This is a genomic window from Micromonospora sp. WMMD882 (assembly GCF_027497255.1).
GTDB lineage: Bacteria > Actinomycetota > Actinomycetes > Mycobacteriales > Micromonosporaceae > Micromonospora.
The window spans coordinates 1,833,343-1,857,428 of sequence record NZ_CP114903.1; the positions used below are offsets into that span (position 1 = coordinate 1,833,343).

The 24,086-nt window shown below is 73.5% G+C and carries 28 protein-coding genes; 14 read left to right on the plus strand and 14 right to left on the minus strand.

The genetic code is table 11. The features are described from left to right. Window positions 1–180: 180 nt before the first annotated feature. Both O7606_RS06980 and O7606_RS06985 read left to right on the plus strand, forming a co-directional pair. Entirely contained in the window at window positions 181–945 is a 765-nt protein-coding gene (locus tag O7606_RS06980) for an ABC transporter ATP-binding protein (protein WP_281598246.1), read from the plus strand. Continuing rightward, on the plus strand, window positions 945–3,494 hold the full coding sequence (locus tag O7606_RS06985; protein WP_281598247.1) for an FtsX-like permease family protein: 2,550 nt from the start codon (window positions 945–947) through the stop codon (window positions 3,492–3,494). The genes O7606_RS06980 and O7606_RS06985 overlap by 1 nt, the downstream gene beginning before the upstream one ends. 57 nt (window positions 3,495–3,551) lie before the next feature. Here the strand turns inward: O7606_RS06985 and O7606_RS06990 are convergent, their stop codons facing one another. Both O7606_RS06990 and O7606_RS06995 read right to left on the minus strand, forming a co-directional pair. Further along, window positions 3,552–4,214 carry an HAD family phosphatase gene (locus O7606_RS06990; RefSeq protein WP_281598248.1) on the minus strand — a complete coding sequence of 221 codons (663 nt, stop codon included), beginning with the start codon at window positions 4,212–4,214 and terminating at the stop codon, window positions 3,552–3,554. A 123-nt stretch (window positions 4,215–4,337) separates the two neighbouring features. Continuing rightward, complete coding sequence (locus O7606_RS06995) at window positions 4,338–5,342, minus strand: neutral zinc metallopeptidase (RefSeq protein WP_281598249.1); 1,005 nt, start codon at window positions 5,340–5,342, stop codon at window positions 4,338–4,340. On the opposite strand from O7606_RS06995, the gene O7606_RS07000 reads away from it, so the two are divergent. The 3 genes from O7606_RS07000 (at window position 5,238) to O7606_RS07010 (ending at window position 7,654) form a co-directional block, all read left to right on the plus strand. After that, a complete protein-coding gene (locus O7606_RS07000) occupies window positions 5,238–5,669 on the plus strand; it encodes a DUF1707 domain-containing protein (protein WP_281598250.1) in 432 nt (143 codons plus the stop codon). The two genes, O7606_RS06995 and O7606_RS07000, sit on opposite strands and share 105 nt — an antisense overlap. A gap of 223 nt (window positions 5,670–5,892) precedes the next feature. After that, the gene (locus O7606_RS07005; protein ID WP_281598251.1) at window positions 5,893–7,155 is read left to right on the plus strand and encodes a hypothetical protein; all 1,263 of its coding nucleotides are present in this window, start codon (window positions 5,893–5,895) and stop codon (window positions 7,153–7,155) included. A gap of 109 nt (window positions 7,156–7,264) precedes the next feature. Next, window positions 7,265–7,654 carry a hypothetical protein gene (locus O7606_RS07010; RefSeq protein ID WP_281598252.1) on the plus strand — a complete coding sequence of 130 codons (390 nt, stop codon included), beginning with the start codon at window positions 7,265–7,267 and terminating at the stop codon, window positions 7,652–7,654. A 29-nt stretch (window positions 7,655–7,683) separates the two neighbouring features. Here O7606_RS07010 and O7606_RS07015 read toward each other — a convergent pair whose 3' ends face one another. Continuing rightward, window positions 7,684–8,202: an NUDIX hydrolase gene (locus O7606_RS07015; protein WP_281598253.1), complete on the minus strand. Its 519-nt coding sequence runs from the start codon at window positions 8,200–8,202 to the stop codon at window positions 7,684–7,686. A gap of 353 nt (window positions 8,203–8,555) precedes the next feature. Then, window positions 8,556–8,771, minus strand: coding sequence for a hypothetical protein (locus O7606_RS07020; RefSeq protein WP_281598254.1), 216 nt, complete (start codon window positions 8,769–8,771; stop codon window positions 8,556–8,558). A gap of 135 nt (window positions 8,772–8,906) precedes the next feature. Here O7606_RS07020 and O7606_RS07025 point away from each other — a divergent pair, with 135 nt between their 5' ends. From O7606_RS07025 to O7606_RS07035, 3 genes are all read left to right on the plus strand, one after another. Continuing rightward, window positions 8,907–9,290 carry a hypothetical protein gene (locus O7606_RS07025; RefSeq protein WP_281598255.1) on the plus strand — a complete coding sequence of 128 codons (384 nt, stop codon included), beginning with the start codon at window positions 8,907–8,909 and terminating at the stop codon, window positions 9,288–9,290. 259 nt (window positions 9,291–9,549) lie between these two features. Continuing rightward, a complete protein-coding gene (locus tag O7606_RS07030) occupies window positions 9,550–10,419 on the plus strand; it encodes a PAC2 family protein (RefSeq protein ID WP_281598256.1) in 870 nt (289 codons plus the stop codon). Between the two features lie 121 nt (window positions 10,420–10,540). Continuing rightward, entirely contained in the window at window positions 10,541–11,332 is a 792-nt protein-coding gene (locus O7606_RS07035; protein WP_281598257.1) for a GntR family transcriptional regulator, read from the plus strand. A gap of 33 nt (window positions 11,333–11,365) precedes the next feature. On the opposite strand, the gene mshC is transcribed toward O7606_RS07035, so the two are convergent. From mshC to O7606_RS07055, 4 genes are all read right to left on the minus strand, one after another. Beyond that, window positions 11,366–12,604, minus strand: coding sequence for a cysteine--1-D-myo-inosityl 2-amino-2-deoxy-alpha-D-glucopyranoside ligase (gene mshC / locus O7606_RS07040; protein WP_281598258.1), 1,239 nt, complete (start codon window positions 12,602–12,604; stop codon window positions 11,366–11,368). Between the two features lie 53 nt (window positions 12,605–12,657). Continuing rightward, a complete protein-coding gene (locus tag O7606_RS07045) occupies window positions 12,658–13,476 on the minus strand; it encodes an SCO1664 family protein (RefSeq protein WP_281598259.1) in 819 nt (272 codons plus the stop codon). Then, window positions 13,473–14,060 (minus strand): DUF3090 domain-containing protein, encoded by a 588-nt coding sequence (locus O7606_RS07050; protein ID WP_281598260.1) that lies wholly within the window; start codon window positions 14,058–14,060, stop codon window positions 13,473–13,475. The genes O7606_RS07045 and O7606_RS07050 overlap by 4 nt, the downstream gene beginning before the upstream one ends. Before the next feature lie 129 nt (window positions 14,061–14,189). Next, window positions 14,190–14,903 carry an MSMEG_4193 family putative phosphomutase gene (locus tag O7606_RS07055; protein ID WP_281599531.1) on the minus strand — a complete coding sequence of 238 codons (714 nt, stop codon included), beginning with the start codon at window positions 14,901–14,903 and terminating at the stop codon, window positions 14,190–14,192. Between the two features lie 431 nt (window positions 14,904–15,334). On the opposite strand from O7606_RS07055, the gene O7606_RS07060 reads away from it, so the two are divergent. After that, on the plus strand, window positions 15,335–15,922 hold the full coding sequence (locus O7606_RS07060) for a hypothetical protein (protein ID WP_281598261.1): 588 nt from the start codon (window positions 15,335–15,337) through the stop codon (window positions 15,920–15,922). A gap of 55 nt (window positions 15,923–15,977) precedes the next feature. On the opposite strand, the gene O7606_RS07065 is transcribed toward O7606_RS07060, so the two are convergent. Next, window positions 15,978–16,814, minus strand: coding sequence for an undecaprenyl-diphosphate phosphatase (locus O7606_RS07065; RefSeq protein ID WP_281598262.1), 837 nt, complete (start codon window positions 16,812–16,814; stop codon window positions 15,978–15,980). Next, window positions 16,811–17,863 carry an LLM class F420-dependent oxidoreductase gene (locus O7606_RS07070; RefSeq protein WP_281598263.1) on the minus strand — a complete coding sequence of 351 codons (1,053 nt, stop codon included), beginning with the start codon at window positions 17,861–17,863 and terminating at the stop codon, window positions 16,811–16,813. The genes O7606_RS07065 and O7606_RS07070 overlap by 4 nt, the downstream gene beginning before the upstream one ends. Window positions 17,864–18,026: 163 nt before the next feature. Here O7606_RS07070 and O7606_RS07075 point away from each other — a divergent pair, with 163 nt between their 5' ends. Then, window positions 18,027–18,998, plus strand: coding sequence for an aldo/keto reductase (locus O7606_RS07075; RefSeq protein WP_281598264.1), 972 nt, complete (start codon window positions 18,027–18,029; stop codon window positions 18,996–18,998). A gap of 55 nt (window positions 18,999–19,053) precedes the next feature. Beyond that, a complete protein-coding gene (locus O7606_RS07080) occupies window positions 19,054–19,245 on the plus strand; it encodes a DUF5703 family protein (protein ID WP_281598265.1) in 192 nt (63 codons plus the stop codon). A gap of 46 nt (window positions 19,246–19,291) precedes the next feature. Here O7606_RS07080 and O7606_RS07085 read toward each other — a convergent pair whose 3' ends face one another. Together O7606_RS07085 and O7606_RS07090 are read right to left on the minus strand one after the other, a co-directional pair. Then, the gene (locus tag O7606_RS07085) at window positions 19,292–19,951 is read right to left on the minus strand and encodes a hypothetical protein (protein ID WP_281598266.1); all 660 of its coding nucleotides are present in this window, start codon (window positions 19,949–19,951) and stop codon (window positions 19,292–19,294) included. A 64-nt stretch (window positions 19,952–20,015) separates the two neighbouring features. Continuing rightward, entirely contained in the window at window positions 20,016–21,341 is a 1,326-nt protein-coding gene (locus O7606_RS07090; RefSeq protein ID WP_281598267.1) for a M20/M25/M40 family metallo-hydrolase, read from the minus strand. A gap of 195 nt (window positions 21,342–21,536) precedes the next feature. On the opposite strand from O7606_RS07090, the gene O7606_RS07095 reads away from it, so the two are divergent. From O7606_RS07095 to O7606_RS07105, 3 genes are all read left to right on the plus strand, one after another. Next, window positions 21,537–22,148, plus strand: a complete 612-nt coding sequence (locus O7606_RS07095) for a hemerythrin domain-containing protein (protein WP_281598268.1) — start codon at window positions 21,537–21,539, stop codon at window positions 22,146–22,148. Between the two features lie 91 nt (window positions 22,149–22,239). Continuing rightward, window positions 22,240–23,214, plus strand: coding sequence for a LysR family transcriptional regulator (locus O7606_RS07100; RefSeq protein ID WP_281598269.1), 975 nt, complete (start codon window positions 22,240–22,242; stop codon window positions 23,212–23,214). A gap of 46 nt (window positions 23,215–23,260) precedes the next feature. Further along, the gene (locus O7606_RS07105; protein WP_281598270.1) at window positions 23,261–23,521 is read left to right on the plus strand and encodes a hypothetical protein; all 261 of its coding nucleotides are present in this window, start codon (window positions 23,261–23,263) and stop codon (window positions 23,519–23,521) included. 43 nt (window positions 23,522–23,564) lie between these two features. Here O7606_RS07105 and O7606_RS07110 read toward each other — a convergent pair whose 3' ends face one another. Together O7606_RS07110 and O7606_RS07115 are read right to left on the minus strand one after the other, a co-directional pair. Then, on the minus strand, window positions 23,565–23,915 hold the full coding sequence (locus tag O7606_RS07110) for a DUF3140 domain-containing protein (protein ID WP_281598271.1): 351 nt from the start codon (window positions 23,913–23,915) through the stop codon (window positions 23,565–23,567). Further along, window positions 23,915–24,085 (minus strand): hypothetical protein, encoded by a 171-nt coding sequence (locus O7606_RS07115; RefSeq protein WP_281598272.1) that lies wholly within the window; start codon window positions 24,083–24,085, stop codon window positions 23,915–23,917. Before O7606_RS07115 ends, O7606_RS07110 begins: the two co-directional genes overlap by 1 nt. Between the last annotated feature and the right edge of the window lies 1 nt (window position 24,086).

A 24,086-nucleotide genomic window follows, 5' to 3' on the forward strand; every position in this document is an offset into this window, starting at 1 on the left:
GCGGGACCGCCGCGCTCAGGGGTGACCCTGAGTACGGGTCGGGGATCCTCCCGCAGCGAAAGATCCGTCCTCGTTCCACCTTCGGGCGGACGGACCGACCCGACGTGGCACCGAGGATGAGCACAGGCCGCGCCGGCCAGCGGGGGCGGCGCGGAGCAGGAACCTAGTCGAGGGGGAACGGTGACCACTGCGGTGGACCGTCAGGCGCCGGTCGCGGCACGCGCCAGCGACGTGTGGAAGGTGTACGGCAGCGGCGAGGCCCAGGTGCTCGCGCTGCGCGGAGTCAGTGTGGAGTTCGAACGCGGACGCTTCACCGCGATCATGGGCCCGTCCGGCTCGGGCAAGTCGACGTTGATGCACTGCCTGGCCGGATTGGACTCGGTCACCCGGGGCACGGTGGCGATCGGCGACACGCAGGTGACCGGGCTGAAGGACGCCGGGCTGACGAAGCTGCGCCGGGACCAGGTCGGGTTCATCTTCCAGCAGTTCAACCTGCTGCCGACCCTGACCGCCAAGGAGAACATCCTGCTGCCGTTGTCGATCGCCGGCCGCAAGCCGGACCCGGCCTGGTACGACACGGTCATCGACACGGTCGGGCTGCGGGACCGGCTGGACCACCGGCCGGCCCAGCTCTCCGGCGGCCAGCAGCAGCGGGTGGCCTGCGCCCGGGCGCTGGTCTCCCGCCCCGAGGTGATCTTCGCCGACGAGCCGACCGGCAACCTGGACTCCCGCTCCGGCGCGGAGGTGCTCCGGTTCCTGCGTGACTCGGTACGCGAGCACGGGCAGACCATCGTGATGGTCACCCACGACCCGACGGCCGCCGCGTACGCCGACCGGGTGGTGTTCCTCGCCGACGGGCAGATCGTCTCCGAGCTGGTCGAGCCGACCGCCGAGACGGTGCTGGACACCATGAAGAAGCTGGACGCCCCCGAGGTGATCCGCTGATGGTCCGGGCGACGCTGAAGAGTCTGCTGGCCCGTAAGGTCCGGCTCGTCCTCTCCGGCCTGGCGGTGGTGCTCGGGGTGATGTTCGTCTCCGGCTCGTTCGTGCTCACCGACACGCTCGGCCGCTCGTTCGACGCGATCTTCGCCGACGCGTTCGAGGGCATCGACGTCAACGTCGCCGCCAAGCCGGCGATCGAGGGCGCCGGTCAGGGCGGCCCGCCGGTCGCCGCGCCGCTGCCGGCCGGCGTCGTCGACCAGGTCGCGCAGGTGCCCGGGGTGGCCCGGGCCACCGGCGTCGTCAACGCCGACGGGGCCCGCCTGATCGGCGGCAACGGCAAGGTCGTCGGCACCCTCGGCGCGCCGCAGTTCGGCCAGAACTGGCTCGGCGAGGACGACCTGATCCAGCTCCGCGAGGGACGCGGACCGCAGGCCGCCGACGAGATCGCGATCAACGCCGGGCTGGCCGAGGCGGCGAAGGTCGGCCTCGGCGACCGGGTGGGCGTGCTCACCCTCGCCCCGAAGCGGGAGTTCACCGTCGTCGGCGTGTTCGGGTTCAGCGGCGACCGGGACAGCATCGGCGGCGCGCAGAACATCGCCTTCACCACGCCGGCCGCGCAGGAGCTGATGCTCGGCCGGCCGGGCACGTTCAGCAGCGTGACCGTCGACGCCGCCGACGGCGTACGCGCCGAGACGCTGCGCGACGACGTCGCCGCCGTCGTCGGCGACGGGTACGACGTGCAGACCGGCCGGCAGTTGTCCGACAGCGCGGCGGCCGGGTTGAAGGAGGGGTTGTCCTTCTTCAACCGGATCCTGCTCGGCTTCGCCGGGGTGGCGCTGCTCGTCGGCACGTTCCTCATCCTCAACACGTTCTCGATCATCGTGGCGCAGCGGACCCGCGAGCTGGCCCTGATGCGGGCGATCGGGGCCAGCGGCCGGCAGATCATCGGCTCGGTGGTGCTGGAGGCGCTCGCGGTGGGGCTGCTCGCCTCGCTGCTGGGCCTGGCCGCCGGGGTGGGCGTCGGCGCGCTGCTGGCGTACCTGTTCGGGCAGCTCGGCGGTGACCTGGCGCTGGCCGGCATCGCGGTGCCCCCGTCGGCGGTGGTCAGCGCGTTCGCCGTCGGCATGCTGATCACGCTGGTGGCGGCGCTGCTGCCGGCGCTGCGGGCGGCCCGGATCCCCCCGATCGCCGCCATGCAGGACGTCGCCACCCCGGACCGGCCGCTGACCCGGGTCACCGTGGCCGGCGGGATCGTCACCGCGCTCGGCGTGGGGCTGCTGACGCTCGGCCTCACCGGCAACGCCCGCGGCAACACCCTCCCCACCATCCTCGGCGGGGTGCTGTTCGCCTTCGTCGGGGTGGCGCTGCTCACCCCGCTGATCAGCCGACCGGTGGTGTCGTTGCTCGGCGCGGTGTTCGCCTGGTCGGTGCCGGGCAAGCTGGGTCGGCTCAACTCCGGCCGCAACCCGCGCCGCACCGCGATCACCGCCGCCGCGCTGATGGTCGGCATCGCGCTGGTCACCGGGGTGACGGTGATCCTGGACTCGGCGAAGTCCAGCATCGCCGGGCAGGTCGAGGACAGCCTCGACGCCGAGCTGGCGATCTCCGGCGCGCAGACCGGCCCCCGCCAGCCGACGTTCGACCCGGCGGTGGTGGACCGGGCCGCCGCCCTGCCCGGGGTCACCGCCGCGCTCGGCCTGTTCAACGACTTCGCCGAGGTCGACGGGGAACGCCGGTACGTCAACGCGGCCACCGACCTGGCCGCCGTGCAGCGGATCTACGGCGCGCGGGCCGTCGCCGGCAGCCTGGGCACGCTGCGGCCCGACCAGATCGCGTTGAGCGAGCCGGTGGCGGAGAACCGCGGCAAGTCGGTCGGGGACACCCTCACGATCCGGTACGCCCGCGGCGCGACGCACACGTACACGGTGGCCGCGATCGTCCCCGAGGACGAGCTGCCCGGCTCGTACCTGCTGCCCCGGCAGAGCGCGGCCGACTTCACCGTGCCGCAGGCGTACCTGGCGTTGGTGCAGCTCGCCGACGGCACGGACCAGGACCGGGTGCAGGCCGAGCTGGACACGCTGGTCGCCGACAGCCCGGAGGTGACGGTCGTCGACCGGGCCGCCTACGTCGAGCAGCAGACCAGCGGCTTCGACCAGATCCTCACGATGATCCAGATCCTGTTGGCGCTGGCCATCGTGATCGCCGTGCTGGGGATCGTGAACACCCTCGCGCTGTCGGTGCTGGAACGCACCCGGGAGCTGGGTCTGCTGCGGGCGATCGGTCTGCGGCGGGCGCAGACCATGCGGATGATCACCGTCGAGGCGGTGGTGATCTCGGTGTTCGGCGCGCTGCTCGGCATCGTGGTCGGCACCGCCCTCGGCGCGGCCGTGGTGGAGGCGCTGCGGGACGAGGGCATCACCGACCTGGTCCTGCCCTGGTCGCAGATGGGTGTCTTCCTCGTCCTGGCCGCCCTGATCGGGGTGATCGCCGCGGCCGTGCCGGCGATCCGCGCCGCCCGGATCAACGTCCTCGGGGCCATCGCCCACGACTGAGACGCGCGGGCGGGGACCCCGGGTGACGCCTGACGGCGGGCCCGGGGTCCCCTGCTCTCACCCGGCGGGCGGCGCGGGCGGCGGCGGGTTGAGCAGGGCGGCCAGGACGGTCAGGTCGACCCCGTCCAGGGTGTCCCGCAGGTGCGCCCCGGCCACGTCGTCCAGCGGCACCTCGGCCGGCACCGCCAGCACCGCCGCCCCGGCGGTGAGCGCGCTGGCCACCCCGGCCGGCGAGTCCTCCACCGCCACGCACCGGCCGATCGGCACGTCCAGCAGTCGGGCGGCGGTCAGGTACGGCTCCGGGTGCGGCTTCGTCGCCGTCACCTCGTCCCCGCAGACCACCACGTCGAAGTTGTCCCGCCCGAGGGTGTCCATCGCCACCTCGACCAGCCGCCGGCCGCTGGAGGTGACCAGCGCCGTCGGCACCCCCGCCGCCCGGACCGCCCCGAGCAGCGCCAGCGCGCCGGGCCGCCACCGCAGGCCGGTGCGGAACAGCTCCACGATCCGGTTGTCGATCCAGGCCGCGCTGGCCACCGGGTCCCGCCACGGCTGGCCCAGGTCGTCGTGGAGGAGACGCATCGAGGCTGCCATGCTGCTGCCCACCATGGCGCGACGGGTCGACACGGAGAGCGTGCCGCCGTACTCGGCGGCCAACTCGTACAGGGCGACGTCCCACAGCTTCTCGCTGTCGACGAGGGTGCCGTCCATGTCGAAGAGCACGGCGGCGGGGTGGTGGCGGTTCAGCGGTGCCTCCCGGGGTGCGACGCGGTCCCGGCGATCCTCCCAGCCCCGCCGGTCGCCGCCGACCCCGCACCCCGCCGACGAGACCTGCGTCAACCCCGGTCAGCCCAGGTCGCAGGCGGACAGCGTCTTCTCGTACCCGGTGAAGAACGCCTGGGTACGCTGCTCGGCGGTGCCGTGCGCGCCCTCGGCGAACCACGGCTGACCCGGGTCGTCGCCGACCGCGAGCAGCCCCTCCCGGAACTCCTCCAGGTCGCCGTCCTCCAGCTCCAGGACCCCCGCCTGGACCGACCCGCCCAGGTACGCCCCGGCCATGCAGTCGGCCTGCAACTCCTGCTCGATGGTGTAGCTGTAGCGGATGCCCAGTCGAATCTGGACGCCGTGGGCGTACTCGTGGCCGAGCAGGTAGTACAGGAACGCGTCGCCGATCTGCCGGAACGCCGCCACCGCCCAGTTCACGTCGTACGCGATGAAGTCCCCCGCCGAGCAGTAGACGGCGTTGTCACGGGGCAACGGCTGCCCGCCGCAGGCTACCTCGCCCTCCCGGGCGTACGGGATGATCCGCCGGACCGGCTGGAACCGCTCCCCGGAGGCACGGAACTGCGCCGACCAGTACGTCTCGGCCGAGCGGACGGCGTCGTTGATGTCCTTCTTGAAGTCCTCGACGTTTGTCGACCGGTCCGCCCTGGTGGTCTCGTCCTGCGAGGTCACGCCCGGGCCCGGCTCCTGCGGGCCGGGGCCCCCGTCGTCGGTGACCGGGCCGACCGCGCAGGCCCCGGCGACGACCATCGCCGTCACCAACCCGCCGACCCACCCTGCGGTACCACGCGTCACGGTGCCCTCCCCGGCGTCGGCGCTGGGACAGCAGTACCCCCCACCCTGATCGATGATGCGCTCACCCCGCCAGCGGAGGGCGCGGCGGATCAGCTGATCCGCTGGGCGACCGGGGCGGGCCGAACAATGCGGTACGCGCCGTGCCCGGCCCCTGACTACCCTGCTGCCGTGAGCACAGCCGACGACCGCCGGCCGGACCTGGTCGAGCCGCCCGGGATCCGTATCGGCACGCCCGAACGCCGGGCGGCGAAGGAGGCGCTCGAGGAGCACCACGACGAGGACCGGCTGGACGACGCGGAGCTCGCGCGCCGGGTGACCGAATGCGAGCGGGCCGGCACCCGGGCGGAGCTGCTCCGGCTCTTCGCCGACCTGCCCCTGCCCCACCCGGAACTGCCCCCGGTCACCCCGGCCCGGCCCGGCGCCGACGACGACTTCCCGCCGATCGCGCAGGCCGTCTTCCTGACGTTGACGCTCGGCCTGCCGGTAGCCGTGGTGCTCGGCATCGTCAACGGCGCCTGGTGGGCGCTGGCCGTGCCGGTCGCGGTGACCGTCGTGATGACCTACGTCGAGCACCTGCGCGGGAGCGACCGTCCACGGTGACCGGTGGGGCCGGACGACGGTGACCGGTGGGGTCAGGCGACGGCCACCGGCCAGGACGGCAAGTGGGAGCATCAGATGCGGTATCGGGTGCCGGACACGGGCGAACAATCGTCCGCCGCCCCGAGACCAACCAGGTATGACGACACGATTCGGGGCATCCGCCACGCCCCACCGCACCGTACGATCCCGCCGTCCGATCAGCGCCGCCGTTGCCGGCATTGTCGTGCTCGGCGGCCTTACCGTCGGAGGCACGCCCGCCGTCTCCGCCGCCGCGCCGCCGACCACCGTCCGGATCAGCCTGGACAGCGCGGGCGGCCAGGCCACCGAGTACCGCAGCGAGCCGTTCGCGGCGAGCGCCGACGGCCGGTACGTCGCCTTCACCTCCGCCGCGCCGAACCTGGTGCCCGACGACACCAACGGCACCTGGGACGTGCTGGTCCGCGACCGCCGGACCGGCGTCACGAGCAGCGTCAGCCGGTCGACCACGGGAGTCGTCGGCGACAGCTCCAGCCACGGCCAGTCCCTCAGCCCGGACGGCAGGTACGTCTCGTTCACCTCCGACGCCACCAACCTGGCGCCCGACGACACCAACGGGGCCTCCGACGGTTTCGTCCACGACCGCCGCACCGGCCGTACCAGCCGGGTCACCCTGACCGACGGCGACGCCCAGGCGGACGCCCGCAGCTACGCGCCGGCCATCAGCGCGGACGCCCGGTTCGTGGCGTTCGTCTCCGACGCCGCCAACCTGGTGCCGGGCGACACCAACGGGGTGGCCGACGTCTTCCTGCGGGACCGGCGGGCCGGCGCCACCGTCCGGGTCAGCGGCCCGAACGCCGACGCCCCGTCCGACGCGCCGACGATCAGCGCCGACGGCCGGTACGTGGCGTTCACCTCCGAAGCGGCCCTGGTCCCCGGCGACACCAACGGAGTCGCCGACGTGTACGTCCGCGACCTGCGTACCGGCAGCCTCCGGCGGGTCAGCGTGTCCACCACCGGCGCGCAGGCGGACGCGCTGACCGTCTCCCCGTCGATCAGCGCGGACGGCCGGTACGTGGCGTTCACCTCCGAAGCGGCGCTGGTCCCCGGCGACAGCAACGGGGTGGCCGACGTGTTCGTGCGGGACCTGCGCGCCGGCACGACCGTCCGGGCCAGCCTGACGGCCGACGGCGGGCAGGCCACCGGCGGCAGCAGCTACGGCCCGATGGTGAGCGCCGACGGCCGGCACGTCGTCTTCACCTCCGACGCCACCGACCTGGTGCCGGCCGACGGCAACGGGGTGGCCGACGTGTTCGTCCGGGACCTGCGCGCCGGCACGACCGTCCGGGCCAGCCTGGCCGCCGACGGCGGGCAGGGCGACGACGGCAGCTACAGCGGCGTGGTCACCCGGGACGGCAGCCACGTCGCCTTCGCGTCGGCGGCCACGAACCTGGTACCCGGCGACACCAACGGCGTGACCGACGTGTTCCTGCGCCACATGCCCCGCTGATCTGCCCGGTGGCGGGCCGGAGGGTCCCGGTCGCACGAAGCCGGGACCCTCGGTAGCGGTCGTTCGGGACGCTTGTGTGGCGTTGTCGATGCTGGGAGGCCGCCTGCTGATGAACACCTACGGTGACCGCACCTCAGATGACCGACACGAAGGCCTGGACCCCCATCAGAGGATGATGGACGCCATCGCGGCGGTGACCGCGACCCTCACCGGGCCAGGCTTCGAATCCGGCGAGGAGATCCGAAAGCTACAGTCGGCCATCAGGGACAACGCTTCCCGGTTGGCGCCCACCGACCGTGAGCCTTGGGAAAGGGTCATCTCCTTTCTGGAACAGATACAGAAACAGCTGGACGACCAGTCAGCGAACATCAGAACGCTCGAAGCGCAGAACGAGGCGGCGGACAGACGAGCGAGGAGGACGTTCGCGTGGGGGGTCCTGCTCGGGCTGCCCGTCGGCATGATCGGCACTCTGCTGATGTGGGCGATCGGCATCAGCTGACCAGGGCGCAGAAGCAGAATGGAAACGGCTCACCGGATTCGTCCGAACTCGGCGTAGTGGGGTCGGTCCTCGTCCAGCGCGTCGAGGGCGGACCTCACCCGGCGGGCCATGGACGGCGGCAGGAAGGGCACGGCGTCGTCGCAAGTCAGGAACCGTAGGCCCTTGAGCTCGGGGTCGACCGGTCGGAGAGCGGCGGCCTGCTGCTCGTCGAGTCGGCCGCCGTCGAAGACGAACATCACGCCGTCGGACCAGACGCCGTGCGCCGGAACCCAGTCGACCAGCAGCAACCGGGTCACGGGCAGATCCAGGCCGATCTCCTCCCGGATCTCCCGGCGGCACGCGGAGAGCGGCGACTCGTCGGCCTCGGCCACCCCGCCGGGAATCTCCAGGTAGGGCTTGTAGCCGGGCACCACGAACAACACCCGCCCGACGTGATCACGGATCAGCGCCCCGCCGGCCACCCGCTTGCGGGGCATCCGCGCGGCGATGTCCGGGTCGAATTCCCGTTCGGGCTCGCCTTCGGCGGCCAGGTCCTCAGCCAACGTCACAGCGCTCACCGTACTGAGCCCGGCCGGCGGCACCATCAGTCGACGCGCCCGCAGGCACCCGTCGAATCGCATGCAGCCCGGATGGCCTGTCGGGCATCTGCCGGCACCGGACGGCACGCAGCATGGGCGCTTTCCCACTCACTCGACGGCGGCCGTTGGTTACGACGGGAGGGTCTCGACGAGCGAACGCCGCCCTGGTCGCACACCACTCACGTGCCCGGTCGCAGACGGAGGAACCCTGGCTGGGAGCCGCCCTGGCAGCGGAGTTCCCACGGGAGCAGTCGGCGGCGGCCGACGGGCTCTGCTTCTCCGACAGAGATGATCACGGTCCGGACGGTCAGGACTTCGAGGGCTCAGCTTTCCTCATCAGGCGCGGCGCCCTGGGCCTGGTGTGGCCGGTAAGTCCTGATCCATTCCTCCACGGCCGCTCGGTCCCAGACTCGAACCTTCCCGCTGGCCACCGTGTCCAGGGGATCGGGGAAGGTCTTGCGGTTCGTGATCTCCGTGGCCCGCGTACGCGACACACCACCGAGCATGTCGGCGATATCGGAGAGGGCCACAAGTCTCACGCTCAGACCGTATGCACGTAGCACCCTGCAACGTTGCCACTTCACACGTAAACCGAGCACGTTGACAGTGTCCACGTTGAAGGCACGGACGCGTCCAGCGCCCACGAGCTCCTCGACCAGGCCGATCAGGCGGCCGTGCTGGCCGGCGGCACCCCCACCCGGTACGGGGTGAGCTTCGGCCCGACCGTGGTCGACCTGGCCCGGATCGTCGCCGCGCTCGATCTGGGCGACCACGCCGAAGCCCTGACTCTGCACCGCGAGACCATCGACACGTCCGCCTTCCGCGAGCTGCCGGTGGAACACCGGGCCGCCCACCTGGTCGACGTGGCCGGACGCTGCGTCCGCCTCGGCGACCTGCCCGAAGCCGAGCACGCCCTGCTGCTCGCCCACCGCACCGCGCCGGCCGAGGTGCGGCACCGCCGCGCCGCCCACCGGGCTCTGCGCGTCCTGGCCCGGCGCAGCCCCCGACCCGCGCCCGAGATCACCCGACTCGCCGAAGCCCTCCGCGTCACCCTCTGAGCCGTGCCCGCAGACGGGTTCGTGGCGGGTCGTTCGGCTCCGATGTGCTGCTGGCTGTCCGGCCCGCGCGGGCCTTCCACCCGTTTCATTCACTTTTGGCGGGGCGGGCCGGGGCGGACCGGCGCGGCCGACGGGCCGCATCCCGCGTCGGCACGTAGGCTGGCGACGTGAGGGACATCAGGGACGCGACGGTCCGGGACGGGGACACGACCGGGCGTGGCGCCGGCGTCGGCCGGGACGATCAGGGTGAGGTGACGGCGTGACCGAGTTCGACGGGCTGCCGGTGCTGCGCTCGCCGGTGGCCATCGCCGCCTTCGAGGGTTGGAACGACGCCGCGGACGCGTCCACCGCGGCGGTCGAGCACCTGGAGCAGGTCTGGCAGGCCCGCCAGGTGGCCGAGTTGGACCCGGAGGACTTCTACGACTTCCAGGTCAGCCGGCCGACCATCACGATGGCCGAGGGCGCGACCCGCCGGGTCGAGTGGCCCACCACCCGCTTCATGGTGGCCAGCCCCGAGGGCACCGAACGGGACGTGGTGCTGATCCGGGGCATCGAGCCGAGCATGCGCTGGCGCACCTTCTGCGAGCAGGTCCTGGAGATCTGCCACAGCCTGGAGGTCGAACGGGTGGTGCTGCTCGGCGCGCTGCTGGCCGACGTGCCGTACACCCGGCCGCTGCCGATCACCGGCAGCGCGTCGGACGCCGAGGCCGCGCAGCGTTACCAGCTCACCCCGACCCGGTACGACGGGCCGACCGGGATCGTGGGGGTGCTGCACGACGCCTGTGAGCGGGCCGAGGTCGACGCGGTCTCGTTCTGGGTGCACGTGCCGCACTACGCCAACAACCCGCCCTGCCCGAAGGCGACGCTCGCGCTGCTGCACCGGGTCGAGGAGGTGCTCGACCTGCCGGTGCCGATGGCCGACCTGGCCGAGGAGGCCGCCGAGTGGGAGCAGCGGATCCGCAGCGCCGCCGAGCAGGACGCCGAGCTCGGCGAGTACGTGCGGGAGCTGGAGGAACGCGTCGGCGACGCCGGGATCACCCCGTTGACCGGGGACGAGATCGCCCAGGAGTTCGAGAAGTATCTGCGCCGTCGCGGCGGGTCCGCCGGCCCGACCGCCGGCTCCTGGTAAAGGCGGTGTCGGCGGGGCGGGGTGGCGGCGGTCGCCCCGCTGCTACATCCTAGGAGACTAGCTGTCGGGCCGGGCGTCGGCGGTGTCGACGTGACGGCAGCCCTGCGGGGAGGAACACGCCGTGCAGATCAACCCGGGAGCCGCCGAGTTCCCGCACCGGCAGATCGCCGCGCAACTGAAGGCCCAGGTGCGGCGCGGGGACTGGGGGCCGGGCGAGCGGCTACCCTCCATCCCGGCCATCGCGGAGATGTTCGGGGTGGCGAAGCAGACCGTGCAACGCGCCGTCGACCAGCTCCGGGTCGAGGGCATCCTGATCACCAAACCCGGCTCCGGCACGTACGTCCGCGGCACCCGGCGGCGACTCAACCGGCTCTCCCGGGGCCGGTACGGCGGCTTCCGTGGCTACCACACCGACCTGGCCGCCCGGTACCGGCAACACCTGATCGGGGTGGGCCGGTCCCCGGCCCCGCCGGAGGTGGCCGACGCGTTCGGCGTGCCGGACGGCACCGAGCTGCTCGTCCGGCGGCACCTGGTCCGCACCGAGGACTCCCCCGTCGAGGTGGGCGCCTCCTGGTTCCTGCCGGCCGACACCGCCGGCACCCCGCTGGAACGCGCCGAGGCGTTCGGTCGGCCGCTGTACCAGGAGGCGGAGGAGGCCACCGGCCGGCGGTACGTCACCGCCACCGACACGATCAGCGCCCGCCAGCCCAGCCGCGAGGAGGCCGAGACCCTCCAGATCCGGCCGGACACCCCGGTGCTGCACCTGCTGCACGTCGCCTACGACGCGGCACGCCGGCCGATCGAGGTGGCCCAGGCGACCTGGCCCGGGCCGATGACCACGCTCACCGAGGAGTACCGGATCCCCGGGCCGGCCCCGGAGCCCGACCCGGACCCGGGGCTGGTGCTCGGCTGACCGTCGACTCGGGACCGGGCCGGGGCGGGACGGTCAGAGCCGGATGCCGAGCAGGGCGTCCACCGTGTCGGTGACCAGCGCCGGCGCGGACGGGTCGTCCCCCGAGCCGCCCAGGGTCGCCTCGGCCCACCCGTCGACGAGCGCCAACGCGCCCGGGCTGTCCAGGTCGTCGGCGAGTCGGCGCCGTACCCCGGCGAGGAGCGCCTGGCCGGACGGCCCGGTCGGGGCGGCGACCGCCCGCCGCCACCGGCGCAGCCGGGTCTCGGCGGTGGCGAGCAGCTCGTCGGTCCACGACCGGTCGCTGCGGTAGTGGCCGTCGAGCAGGGCCAGGCGTACCGCCATCGAGTCGACCCGGTCGGCCCGCAGCCGGGACACGAAGACCAGGTTCCCCCGGGACTTCGACATCTTCTCCCCGTCCAGGCCGATCATGCCGGCGTGCACGTAGTGCGAGGCGAACGGGGTCTCGCCGGTGAGGCGTTCGGCGTGCGCGGCGCTGCACTCGTGGTGCGGGAAGATCAGGTCGTTTCCGCCGCCCTGCACGTCGACCCGGGGGCCGAGCAGGTTCAGCGCGATCACCGCGCACTCGATGTGCCAGCCGGGGCGGCCCGCGCCCAGGTCGCCGCCCGGCCAGGACGGCTCGTCGGGCCGGGCCCCCCGCCACAGCAGCGGGTCGAGCGGGTCACGTTTGCCGGCCCGCTGCGGGTCACCGCCACGCTCCGGGAAGATCTCCAGCATCTCCGCGCGGGACAGGTTGGACTCGTACCCGAAGCGGGGCGCGGCGGAGACGTCGAAGTAGACGTCGCCGGTGCCGTCGTCCAGCCGGTACGCCGCGCCGTCCTTGAGCAGCTCCTGCACCCGTTCGGCGATGTCCGGGATGGACTCGATCGCGCCCACGTAGTGCGCCGGCGGGATGATCCGCAGCGCCTCCATGTCCTCCCGGAACAGGGCGGTCTCCCGCATCGCCAGGACCTTCCAGTCCTCGCCGTCGCGCTCGGCCCGTTCCAGCAGCGGATCGTCGATGTCGGTGACGTTCTGCACGTACTCGACCGACCGGCCGGTGTCCCGCCACATCCGCTGCACCAGGTCGAACGTGATCATGGTGGCGGCGTGCCCGAGGTGTGTCGCGTCGTACGGGGTGATCCCGCAGACGTACATGGTGGCGCTGCCCTCGGGCTCGCTGCGGCGCGCCGCCTGCCGCGCCGAGTCGAACAACGTCAGTGGCTCGCCCCGGCCGGGCAGCCGGGGCACCTCGTGGCCCGTCCATGACTCCATGCCCGCCAGCCTAACCAGCGGCGGTCGGGCGGCGTGGCGCGGTCGGCCCGCGCTCAGATGGGCGGCCAGGGCACCGCCGGCCAGTCCTGCGGCGGCGGCGGGAACCGGCCGTTGTCGCGCAGCGCCGCGACCCGGGCCGCCAGCCGACGGATCTCGGCGAGGGTCAGGTGTTCGGCCAGCTCCTCGCCGAGCGCGCCGTCGGCCTGCCCGGCGAGCAGGTCGAGCATCTGCACGGCGTCCGTCGGGAGCGGTCGACCCGACCAGCCCCACAGCACGGTACGGAGTTTGTCCTCCACGTGGAAGGTGACGCCGTGGTCCACGCCGTAGATCCGGTCGTCCGGGCCGACGAGAACGTGCCCGCCCTTACGGTCGGCGTTGTTGAGCACCGCGTCCAGCACCGCCAGCCGGGCCAGCCTCGGGTCGTCGGCGTGCGCCAGCGCGTACGCGGCGCCGTCGTCGTCGCGGGCGGCGGCCACCGGGAACCAGCGCGGCGGCAGCGCGTCCGCCGGCACGAAGCCGACCAGCGGCTCGGCGTCGGCCGGCTCGTCGATCCAGAGCTGGCAGGAGCCGGGGCCGAACGGACCGTCCCGCAGCACCGTCGGCGGGACCAGGTCCCAGCCGCTGGCCCGGGAGACGAGGTACGCGGCGACCTCACGACCGGCGAGCGTGCCGTCCGGGAAGTCCCACAGCGGTCGCTCGCCGCGGACCGGCTTGTAGACGCAGCGCACGGCGACGTCGTCCAGGGTGAGGGTGCCGCGCAGCGTGGTGTTGGAGGCCTCGACCAGCCGCCCCTCCAGGGTGAGCTCACCCTCGCGGAGCAGTCGCAGGGCGGCGCTCTCCTCGTCGCCCGGCCGCAGCCGCGACAAGGTCACCGGTGGTAGCCGTTGTGCCGGGGGCAGAGGTGACCGGCCGGGTCGAGCGGCTGCCCGCAGAGCGGGCAGGGCGGCCGGCCGGCGTTGACCACGCGTCGGGCCCGCTCGATGAACCGGCGGGTCTCCTGCGGGGTCAGCCGGACCCGGAGGCGGTCCAGGTCGTCGTCCGGCTCCTCCACGTCGTCGGCCTCGTCGTCGTCGGCGTCGTCGTCGTCCAGCTCGATCTCGGCTTCCGCCTCGCCGGCGGCGATCGCCTCGATCACCACGGTGGCGGTGTCCACGTCGAAGGCGAGGCCCAGGGTGCCGACGCGGAACTCCTCGTCGACGGGCGTGTCCAACGGGTCGTTGTCGGCGGCGCCGGCGGGCGGCAGCTCGGGCATCTCGACGCCGAACCGGCGTTGCGCCTCGGTGAGGAGCTCTTCCAGCTTTTCGGCGAGCAGGGAGACCTGGACCTTTTCCAGCGCGACGCTGACCACCCGGCCACCGCCGCGCGCCTGGAGGAAGAACGTCCGCTCCCCCGGCGGCCCCACGGTCCCAGCGACGAACCGCTCCGGCGGCTCGAAGGAGTGCACCTGGTGGGTCATACCCACGACCCTATCCGGCCGCCGGGACGGGCGCGCACCCCACCGACCCAGAATCGCCACCGCGCGTGCTGTCGTCGCCGGGACCGCACGCCGCCGGCGCCACGGCCGACGCCCGCCGCCCGGCGGGCGTCACCGGCCGGCGCCCGCGCCGCCGCCCACCGCGGCGTCCGAGTCGGCCGTACGGGTGGCCCGCCGTCGCCGCTTCCGTGGCGGGGGCGCCAGGCCGGTCAGGTCGCCGCCGGTGTCGTTGAGCCGGAGCAGGAACGGCCGGGTCGGCGTGTAGCGGATCGCGGTGACCGATGCCGGGTCCGCGACGATCCGCTGGAAGAGATCCAGGTGTACGCCGAGCGCGTCCGCCACGATGGCCTTGATCACGTCGCCGTGGCTGCACGCCACCCAGACCGCCTCGGGGCCGTGCTCGGCGGTCAGCCGGGCGTCCCAGGAGCGCACCGCCGCCACCGCCCGGGCCGCCATGCCGGCCATCGACTCGCCGTTCGGGAAGACGACCGCGCTCGGGTGCTGTTGCACGACCGGCCAGAGCGGGTCCTTGGCGAGCTTCTTCAGCGGCTGGCCCTCCCAGTCGCCGTAGCCGCACTCGATCAGCCCGTCCTCGACCACCGGGGTGGCGTCCGACAGGGCCAGCGTCAGGGTCTGCCGGCAGCGGATCAGCGGGCTGGTCACCACGGCGGCCAACGGCAGGACGCGTAGCCGCTCCCCCACCGCGCGGGCCTGGGTCTGACCGGTCTCGTCCAGTTCGACCGGTTGCCGACCGGCCAGCCCACCGTCGGCGTTCGCGGTCGTCCGGCCGTGTCGCAGAAGCAGAAGGGTCGCCACGCAGCCCACCCTAGGGCCACCGGCGGGCGGCGGGCGGCGCAGGTGTTCGACCCGGCGGGGCGACAGCACCGTCTTATGCGAGGTTTGTCGGTGTTGTACCGGCGGCCGGATCGGCCCGCGTCACCCGACGGCCGGTCCGGGGCCGGTGTCCGGTTCGGCGGACGGCCGGGCGGCCCCGGCCGGGGAATGGCGGCCGGCCGGGGCCGGTTACACCCCCCGTACGACCGCACGAGCAGCCCGATGACCTGCCCCGACGGCGGGTCCCCGGGAATGACCGCCCCCCGGCGGTCGTTGTACATGGTTCGGCCGGTGGAGCCACGGCTCCCGACCGATCACCCCCGAACTGATCCACCCCGTTTCCGCGAGAGCGCCGACGGCGCTCGCCGTGTCCCACCCCCGTGGGGCGCGACGATCCCCCTTTCTCGGATGGGAGTTCCCCCATGAACACGATGCTGCTGCGTAAGACGGTTCTCGGTGTCGCGGGTATGGCCCTCGCCGGTGGCGTGGTGGCCGGTCCGGTCGCCGCCATGGACGCCCCCGCGCAGGCCGCCCCGGTCACGACGACGGTGACGGCGCAGAAGCCGAGCCCCGACGTGCTGACCCCGCACGGCGTGCCGGGTGGGCAGTCGACGGTCCCGCTGAACGCCGAGCAGACCGCCAACGCCAAGGCCATCATCGAGGCCACCAAGAAGGCCGGCATGGACGAGCGGGCCGCCGTGGTCGCCATCGCCACCGCCCTGCAGGAGTCCAAGCTGGAGAACCTGGGTCACCTGGGTGACCGTAACGACCACGACTCGCAGGGCCTGTTCCAGCAGCGCCCGTCCAGCGGCTGGGGCACGGTCGAGCAGATCACCGACCCCGAGTACTCCACGATCGCCTTCCTGAAGGGCCTCAAGCAGGTCGACGGCTGGAAGGACATGCCGCTGACCCAGGCCGCGCAGAAGGTCCAGGTGTCGGCGTACCCCGACCACTACGCGCAGTGGGAGAAGCAGGCCGCCGACCTGGTCGCCGAGCACTGGAGCAAGTGACGCCACAGTGGGCCGGCGCCCCGTCCGGGGTGCCGGCCCACTGGCGTGCGCGCGATCAGGTGGCGGAGATGGCGCCCGTCATCAGCAGCGCCAGCACGAGGGTGCCGAGCGCGACCCGGTAGAGGACGAAGACGTAGAGGGTGTGGTGGGCGACGTAGCGGAGCAGCCAGGCGATGGCCGCGTACCCGACGGCGAAGGCGATCACCGTCGCCACCACCATCTGGGCCAGGCTCGGCACCGAGGTGCCCGGCGCGGCCGGCTCGAAGACGTCCCCGACGCTGAAGATGCCGGACATCACCACCGCCGGGATGGCCAACAGGAACGAGTACCGGGCCGCGGTCTCCCGGGTCAGGTTGAGCAGCAGGCCGGCGGTGAGCGTGCCGCCCGAGCGGGACACCCCGGGGATCAGCGCCATCGCCTGGGCGAAGCCCATCACGATGCCGTCGGACATCCGGAAGTTCTCCAGGGTACGGGTCTGCCGGCCCCAGTACTCGGCGAAGGCCAGCACGAACGCGAACACGATGAGCGTGGTGGCGACCAGCCAGAGGTTCCGGCCGGCGGTACGGATCTGGTCCTTGAACAGGAAGCCGAACAACCCGATCGGGATCGAGCCGACGATCACGTACCAGCCCATCCGGTAGTCGAGGCTGGACCGCACGGACCTGTCCCGGATGCCGACCAGCCAGGTACGGGTGATCCGCCAGATGTCCTTGGCGAAGTAGATCAGCACGGCCGCCTCGGTGCCGAGCTGGGTGACCGCGGTGAACGACGCGCCCGCGTCCTGGTCGAAGAAGATCGCCGAGGTGATCCGCAGGTGACCCGACGAGCTGACCGGAAGGAACTCGGTGAGGCCCTGGACGATGCCGAGGACGATCGCCTCGATCCAGCTCACTCGCCCACCCCGGCCAGGTCGAGGGCCTCGGCGCAGGTGCGCAGGGTCTGCACGCCGCTGTCCCGGTCGGCCACGAACAGGGTCACCGACAGGGTGGTGACGCCGGCGGCGGCGTACTCGCGCATCCGCTCGGCGATGCGCTCCTTCGGCCCGAGCAGCGAGGTGCGGTCGACGAACTCCAGCGGCACCGCGGCGGCGGCGTCCCGCTGCCGCTTGGCCAGGTAGAGGTCCTGCACCTCACGGGCCGCGTCGCCGTAGCCCATCCGGGTGGCGAGCTGGTTGTAGAAGTTCTGCTGCCGGCTGCCCATCCCGCCGACGTACAGGGCGGCGTACCAGCGGACCAGCTCGGCGCAGGCGGCGACGTCGTCGCCGACCACCACCGGCACCGACGGGACGACGTCGAACCCGGCCAGCTCCTTACCGGCCTTCGCCCGACCGGCGCGGACGGCGGCGAGCTGGTCCTCGGCGTACTCGGGGGCGTAGAAGACGGCCAGCCAGCCGTCGGCGATCTCGCCGGCCAGCTCCAGGTTCCTCGGGCCCACCGCGGCCAGGTAGATCGGGATGTCCTCGCGGGGCGGCCGGAAACCCAGCCGCAGCGCCTTGCCGGGGCCGTCGGGCAGCGGCAGCGTGTAGTGGTCGCCGTCGTAGGCGACCTCCTGGCGGGTCACCGCGAGCCGCACGATGTCGACGTACTCCCTGGTCCGGGCCAGGGGCTTGGCGAACCGGACGCCGTGCCACCCCTCGGAGACCTGCGGGCCGGAGACGCCGAGGCCGAGCCGGAACCGGCCGTCGGAGAGCGCGTCGATGGTCGCCGCGGTCATCGCGGTCGCCGCCGGGGTGCGGGCCGGGATCTGCATCACCGCGCTGCCCACGTCGATCCGCCCGGTCTGCCCGGCGATCCAGGCCAGCATGCTCGGCGAGTCGGAGCCGTACGCCTCCGCCGCCCACACCACCGAGTAGCCGAGCCGGTCGGCCTCCTGGGCCAGAGCCAGGTGGTCGGCGGGTGTGCTCCACGCCGTCTGGTATCCGAGGCTGAGCCCGAGTCGCACTGGTCCTCCCCATCCCGCACCCACGAGTCGCATCAGGTTACGCAATGCGGGTGGGCGGGCCGACCACCGCCTCACCGCAGGGTCGAAGATCACAACGGTACGGTCGGAGAGTTGACGAAGGCGAGGATATCGGTCGGGGCCTGGTTCGAAATAAGGTTCACCCATGCGACAGCGACCGCTCGGCCGAAGCGGGCTGGCGGTTTCCCGGCTCGCGCTCGGCACCATGACCTGGGGCCGGGACACCGACGCCGACGACGCGGCCGCCCAGTTGAAAAGCTACCTCGACGCGGGCGGCAACCTGGTCGACACGGCCGACGTCTACGGCGACGGTGACGCCGAGGCGGTGATCGGGTCGCTGCTGGGCGCCCTGGTGCCCCGCGACGACCTGCTCATCGCCACCAAGGCCGGGCTGCGGCCGGGCACGGAACGCCGCCGGGACGGCTCCCGCGGGCATCTGCTGCGCACCCTGGACGCCTCGCTGCGCCGGCTGGGCACCGACCACGTCGACCTGTGGCAGGTGCACGGGTACGACCCGGACACGCCGCTGGAGGAGACCCTCTCCGCGCTGGACCACGCGGTCACCAGCGGCCGGGTCCGGTACGTGGGGGTGTCGAACTTCTCCGGCTGGCAGACCGCCCGGGCCGCCGCCTGGCAGGCCGCCTATCCCGGCCGCGCGCCAGTGGTGGCCGCCCAGGTGGAGTACTCCCTGCTGGAGCGGGGGGTCGAGCGGGAGGTGCTGCCCGCCTGCGCGGCGCTCGGGCTGGGCGTGCTGCCGTGGTCGCCGCTCGGGCGGGGGGTGCTGACCGGCAAGTACCGGCACGGCCGGCCGGCGGACTCCCGGGCCACCTCGGCGCACTTCGGCCCGTTCGTCGCCACCTACCTGGAGCCGCGCTGCTCCAGCATCGTGGAGGCGGTGGCCACCGCCGCCGGTGGGCTCGGCGTGTCGCCCCTGGAGGTCGCGCTGGCCTGGATCCGGGACCGGCCGGGCGTGGTCGCGCCGATCCTGGGCGCCCGGACGGTGGGGCAGCTCCTCGGCGCGCTGCAGGTCGAGCGGATGACCCTCCCGGAGGAGATCACGGTCGCCCTGGACGACGTCTCCGCGGTGCCGGTCGGCTACCCGGAGCGGGACGGCTGACCCCGTCCGGGGCGAGGGGTGGCGGCGCGCGGCGCGGCTGGGCAGCATGGACCCCATGGACTACGAATACGCGCCGCTGCGGTTGCCGCCGAACGTCGACCGGTTGACCGCCGCGGCGCAACTGGCGATCCAGGCGGAGTACTCGGGTTGGGAGCTGGCCCGGGTGCGGCTCTACCGCGACGGCACCCGGCAGGTGGTGCTGCGGCGTCGCCGGGTCGCCCAGCCCCAGCCGGGGCTGTCCTACTGACCTCGTCCCCGGGCCGGGCGGGCCCGGCCCGGGGACGAGGCGACCGTCAGTGGGTGTGCCCGAGCTCGCCGTCCTCCGCGTCGACGAACGGGTGCTCGTCGAGGCGGCCGACCAGCCGGTCGTCGGCGGCCGGCTGGAACGGGCCCACCGGGTCGTCGTCGTCGAACGACTCCAGGTCGACCGGCGTGCCGACCTCGCTGACCATCACCACCCCGTCGAGCGGCTCCAGCTCCGGCACGTCCAGGGCGCTCAGCGAGCCGTCGCCGCTCTGCAGCAGCTCCAGCACCGCCTCGCCGACGCCCTCCACCGGGGCCGGCTCGTCCTCGGCGGGAGTGCCCTCGCGGCGGGCCGCCTCGGCGGCCCGGATCAGGGCGGCCACGCTGGGCACCCGGTAGTCGCGGCGCTGCCGTACGGAGATCACCTGCGGGTGCGGGTCGGTCGGCTCGGCGTCCTGACCGGCGGCGCCGAAGTGCGCGTCGGCCTCGTCCGGGTCGATCGCCTCCACGTCCCACGGGGTCACCTCGCCGAAGGCGTCGAGGAGCTGCTCGTCGTAGGCGAAGGAGGCGTTGTTCAGCTCGACGTACGCCTGCCAGACGTCGTCGTCGTCGACCCGGCCCTGGGCGACGCGTACGGCGGCCAGGTGCCGACGGGCCGCGTCGATCACCCGTTCGAGGGCAGCGTCCAGCTCACCGTGCTGGTCGGTCATGTGAGAAGTCCCTTTCGCACATCGGGGGAGGAAGCGGTGCCGGACCACGTCGCGGCGCGGCCGGTCAGCAACTGCGGAGGAAGCGGTCGAGAACCCGCACGCCGAACTGTAGCCCGTCCACCGGCACGCGCTCGTCGATGCCATGGAACAGCGCGGAGAAATTCAGGTCCGGTGGCAGCCGAAGCGGGGCGAACCCGAAGCAGCGGATGCCGAGCCGGGAGAACGCCTTGGCGTCGGTGCCGCCGGAGAGCATGTACGGCACCGGCCGGGCGCCCGGGTCCTCGGCCCGCAGCGCCGCCGACATCGCCGCCACCAGCGCCCCGTCGAAGGTGGTCTCCAGGGCGGGCTGGCGGTGGATGTACTCGATGTCGAACCCGGGCCCGACCAGCTCACGCAACTGCTGCTCCAGCAGCTCGGACTGGCCGGGCAGGCTGCGGCAGTCGATGGTGGCGCTGGCCCGGCCGGGGATGACGTTGTCCTTGTAGCCGGCGGCCAGCCGGGTCGGGTTGGCGGTGTTGCGGATGGTCGCGCCGATGATGTTGGCGATCGGGCCGAGCTTGGCGATCGCGGTCTCCGGGTCGTCCGGGTCGATCTCGATGCCGAGGACGTCGGAGATCTCGGCGAGGAACGACCGTACGGTGTCGGTGACCGTCACCGGGAAGCGGTGCCGGCCGATCCGGGCGACCGCCTCGGCGAGCGCGGTCACCGCGTTGTCGTCGTGCACCATCGAGCCGTGCCCGGGGCGGCCCCGGGCGTGCAGCCGCAGCCAGTCGATGCCCTTCTCGGCGGTCTCGATCAGGTAGAGCCGGGTGGCGTCGTCCACCGTGTAGGAGAAGCCGCCGACCTCGCCGATCGCCTCGGTGCAGCCCTCGAAGAGCTCCGGCCGCTCCTCGACGAGGTGGTGCGCGCCGTAGTCGCTGCCGGCCTCCTCGTCGGCGGTGTACGCCAGCACGATGTCGCGCGGCGGGCGGACGCCGGTGCGCTGCCAGTGCCGGACCACGGCGAGCGCCATCGCGTCGAAGTCCTTCATGTCGATCGCGCCCCGCCCCCAGAGGTACCCGTCGCGGACCTCGCCGGAGAACGGGTGCACCGACCACTCGTCGGGGTCGGCCGGGACCACGTCGAGGTGGCCGTGCACCAGCAGCGCGCCGCGCCCCGGGTCGGCGCCGGGGATCCGGGCCACCACGTTCGCCCGGCCGGGAAGGGACTCCACCAGGGTCGACTCGACGCCCACCTCGGCCAGCTTCTCCGCGACGTACTCGGCGGCGCGTCGTTCCCCGGCGCTGGTGTCGTTGTCACCGGTGTTGGTGGTGTCGATGCGCAACAGGTCACGGCAGAGCGCCACGACCTCGTCGGTGGGGTCGGGCACGGCGGAAGCGACGTCGGTCATGCGGTCTTCATACCAGCCGGGGATGTCCGCCACGAGTCCGCGACCGGTTTCGACGTACCGGCGGTCGGGTACCGCCGCTGCCGTGGCACCGCCACGCCGGACCGACGACCGGTCGCCGGCCCGCCCGCCGGTCGCGGCGGCGCCGGGGGCGTCCGGGGCGCGGGTCCGCGCCGTCCGCCCGCCGAGGAGGCACCCATGAGCGTCCCGTTGCCGCCGTTGCCGCCCGCCGCCGGTGACGAGGGGTACCGGCCGGGTGGTCGGAGCCTGGTCGACGTCGTCGACGAGGAACACCGCCGGATCGCCGCGGTCGCCGGTGAGCTGGCCGCCCTCGACCCGGACGAGCCCCGCTGGCGGGAGGTGGCCGACGTGTTCGCCGCCGCCGTGTCGCGGCACCTCTCCGCCGAGGAGCAGTACCTCTACCCGGCGCTGCGCCGGGCGCTGCCCGACGGGGACGCGCTGGCCGACCGGGAGATCGAGACCGACACGGCGCTGCTGCGCGCCCTCAAGGCCGTCGACCGGGCCGGCCCGGGGCAGGGCGCCGAGCTGCTGCGGGGATGGCAGCGGCACGTGACCGCCGTCGAGCCGGCGCTGGCCGGGCTGCGCGCGGTCGCCACCGAGGCGGAGCTGATCCGGTTGGGCAACCGGCTGGAGATCGCCGAGGAGGCCGCGCCGACCCGCCCCCATCCGGGCACGCCGGCCACTGCGCCGTGGAACCGGATCGTCGAGCCGGCCGTCGGGGTGGTCGACAAGGTCCGCGACGCGGTCACCGGACGCCGGACGCGCCTGGAGGACCTTGACCGGGATTGACGGGGCACGATCGGCTCATCTTTCTTTCATCGGAGAGCTTCGAAACACGAAGGGTCTTCCGGATACCTGCGACCAGTCCTACCGTCACGTCATGAACCTGGAGTTGCGACACCTCAGGGTGGTCTGCGCGATCGCGGAGACCGGCAGCGTGACGAAGGCGGCCTCGACGCTCGGACTGGCTCAACCGGCACTGACCGCGCAGCTCCAGCGCATCGAACGGGTCCTCGGTGGCGCGCTGTTCGACCGGGACCGGCGGGGGGCCCGGCCCACCGCGCTCGGTGAGCTGGTGCTGGCCCGGGCCCGGGTGCTGCTGCCGGCGATGAAGGGGCTGCAGGACGAGGCGGCCCGGCTGGCCAGCGCCGGGGACGCGCTCAGCCGGTACCGGTTCGGCGGGGTGAACAGCCCCATCCTGGGTCGGCTGGTCCACCGGATCGCCGCCGAGCAGCCCAACGCCCCGATCAGCACGTACGCCTCCTGGTCGGTGGACGAGCTGTCCCAGCTCGTGCTCAACGGCCGGCTCGACTACGTGCTGACCGGGGTGTGCGGGGACGCCGCCCCGTCGGCGGAGTTCGGGTTGAGCTGGCGGGAGGTGGCGGTCGACCCGGTCTTCGTGATGCTGCCGGAAACCCACCAGCAGGCCGGGCGGGACGAGGTGGCCCTGGTCGACCTGCGGTCCGAGCAGTGGGTGGCGGCCCCCGGCGACGGCTGCTTCGGCGACTGTTTCGCCGCGGCCTGCGCCCGCGCCGGCTTCACCCCCCGCAAGGTGTACGAGACGGACGTCCGGGGCTGCGTCGACCTGGTCGAGGCGGGCGTGGCGGTAGCGCTCTGCCAGGCCACCTTCCGCCCGGTGTCCGGCCTGGTCACCCGACGGCTGGCCGGGAACCCGCTGCGCTGGCGGCTGATGCTGGGCTGGCATCCGGAGTCACCGGCGGCCCACTTCGCCGAGGAGGTGCTGGCCTCGGCGACGACCGCGTACGCCGACTCGCTCGCCCCGCACCCGGCCTACCTGGAGTGGCTGGTGGACAACCCGGACTTCGGCGCGCGGACGAACACCTCGGTGTGGTGACCGGCCCGCCCAGGTGCGAAGTCCCGACGACCGGGTAGGTACCCGGATGACCGACGACGCGACCAGCCCGCCCGACGACGCGACCGACCCGCCCGACGACCGGGAGACCGCCCGGAGGACCGCCGCGGCGGCCACCGCCGCCAGCCGGGCGGTGGAGTCCTTCCTGCGCGGCCTGCCCGCCGTCCCGGACCCGGCGCACGTCGCCGAGTACGCGAACCTGCTCAGCCGGGAGGAGCGGGCGCACGCCGACCGGCGGGCGGCGGTGGACGCGCTGGGGTTGACCATCGGCAGCCTCGAACCGGAGTGAGGGCGGCCGGCGGCGGGTCGGCCGCGCGACGCCACCGCCGGGCTCAGCGTACGGTCAGCGGGTCGTGGCCCAGGTCGAGCAGCGCGTGCCGCCAGCCGTCGTCGGCGTTGCCGCCGGCCGGGCGGCGCGCGGTCAGCGCGTCGATCCGGTCGACGGCGTCCCGCATGGTGCGGACGTCGTCCCCGGTGAGGTCCACCTTGCGTTTGCGGAGCACGGCCAGGATCTGCCGGCCCGGCTCGGGCAGGTCCAGATCCGGGTCCGGCCCGAACGCGTCCTCCCCGGACCCGCGGGTCAGCAACCACTGCCGCAACTGCTCGGAGGGCATGTTGACCCGGGCGTGGAAGTCGTCCCACAGCAGCTCCACGTCCGCGTCGATCCTCGTCTCGCGTGCCATCACGTCTCCTCTCCGGGCCCGGACGGCCCGGGCCGTGGGGGTTCTCCGTCCCCGGCCAGCGCGCCCGGACCCTCCGGCGGGACCTGGACCCGGGCCGGGTTCGCCGTCGGCGGGGCCGCGATGGGCTCCGGCGTCTCGACGTCCTCGGCGCTCTCCTCGGGTTCGCTCACC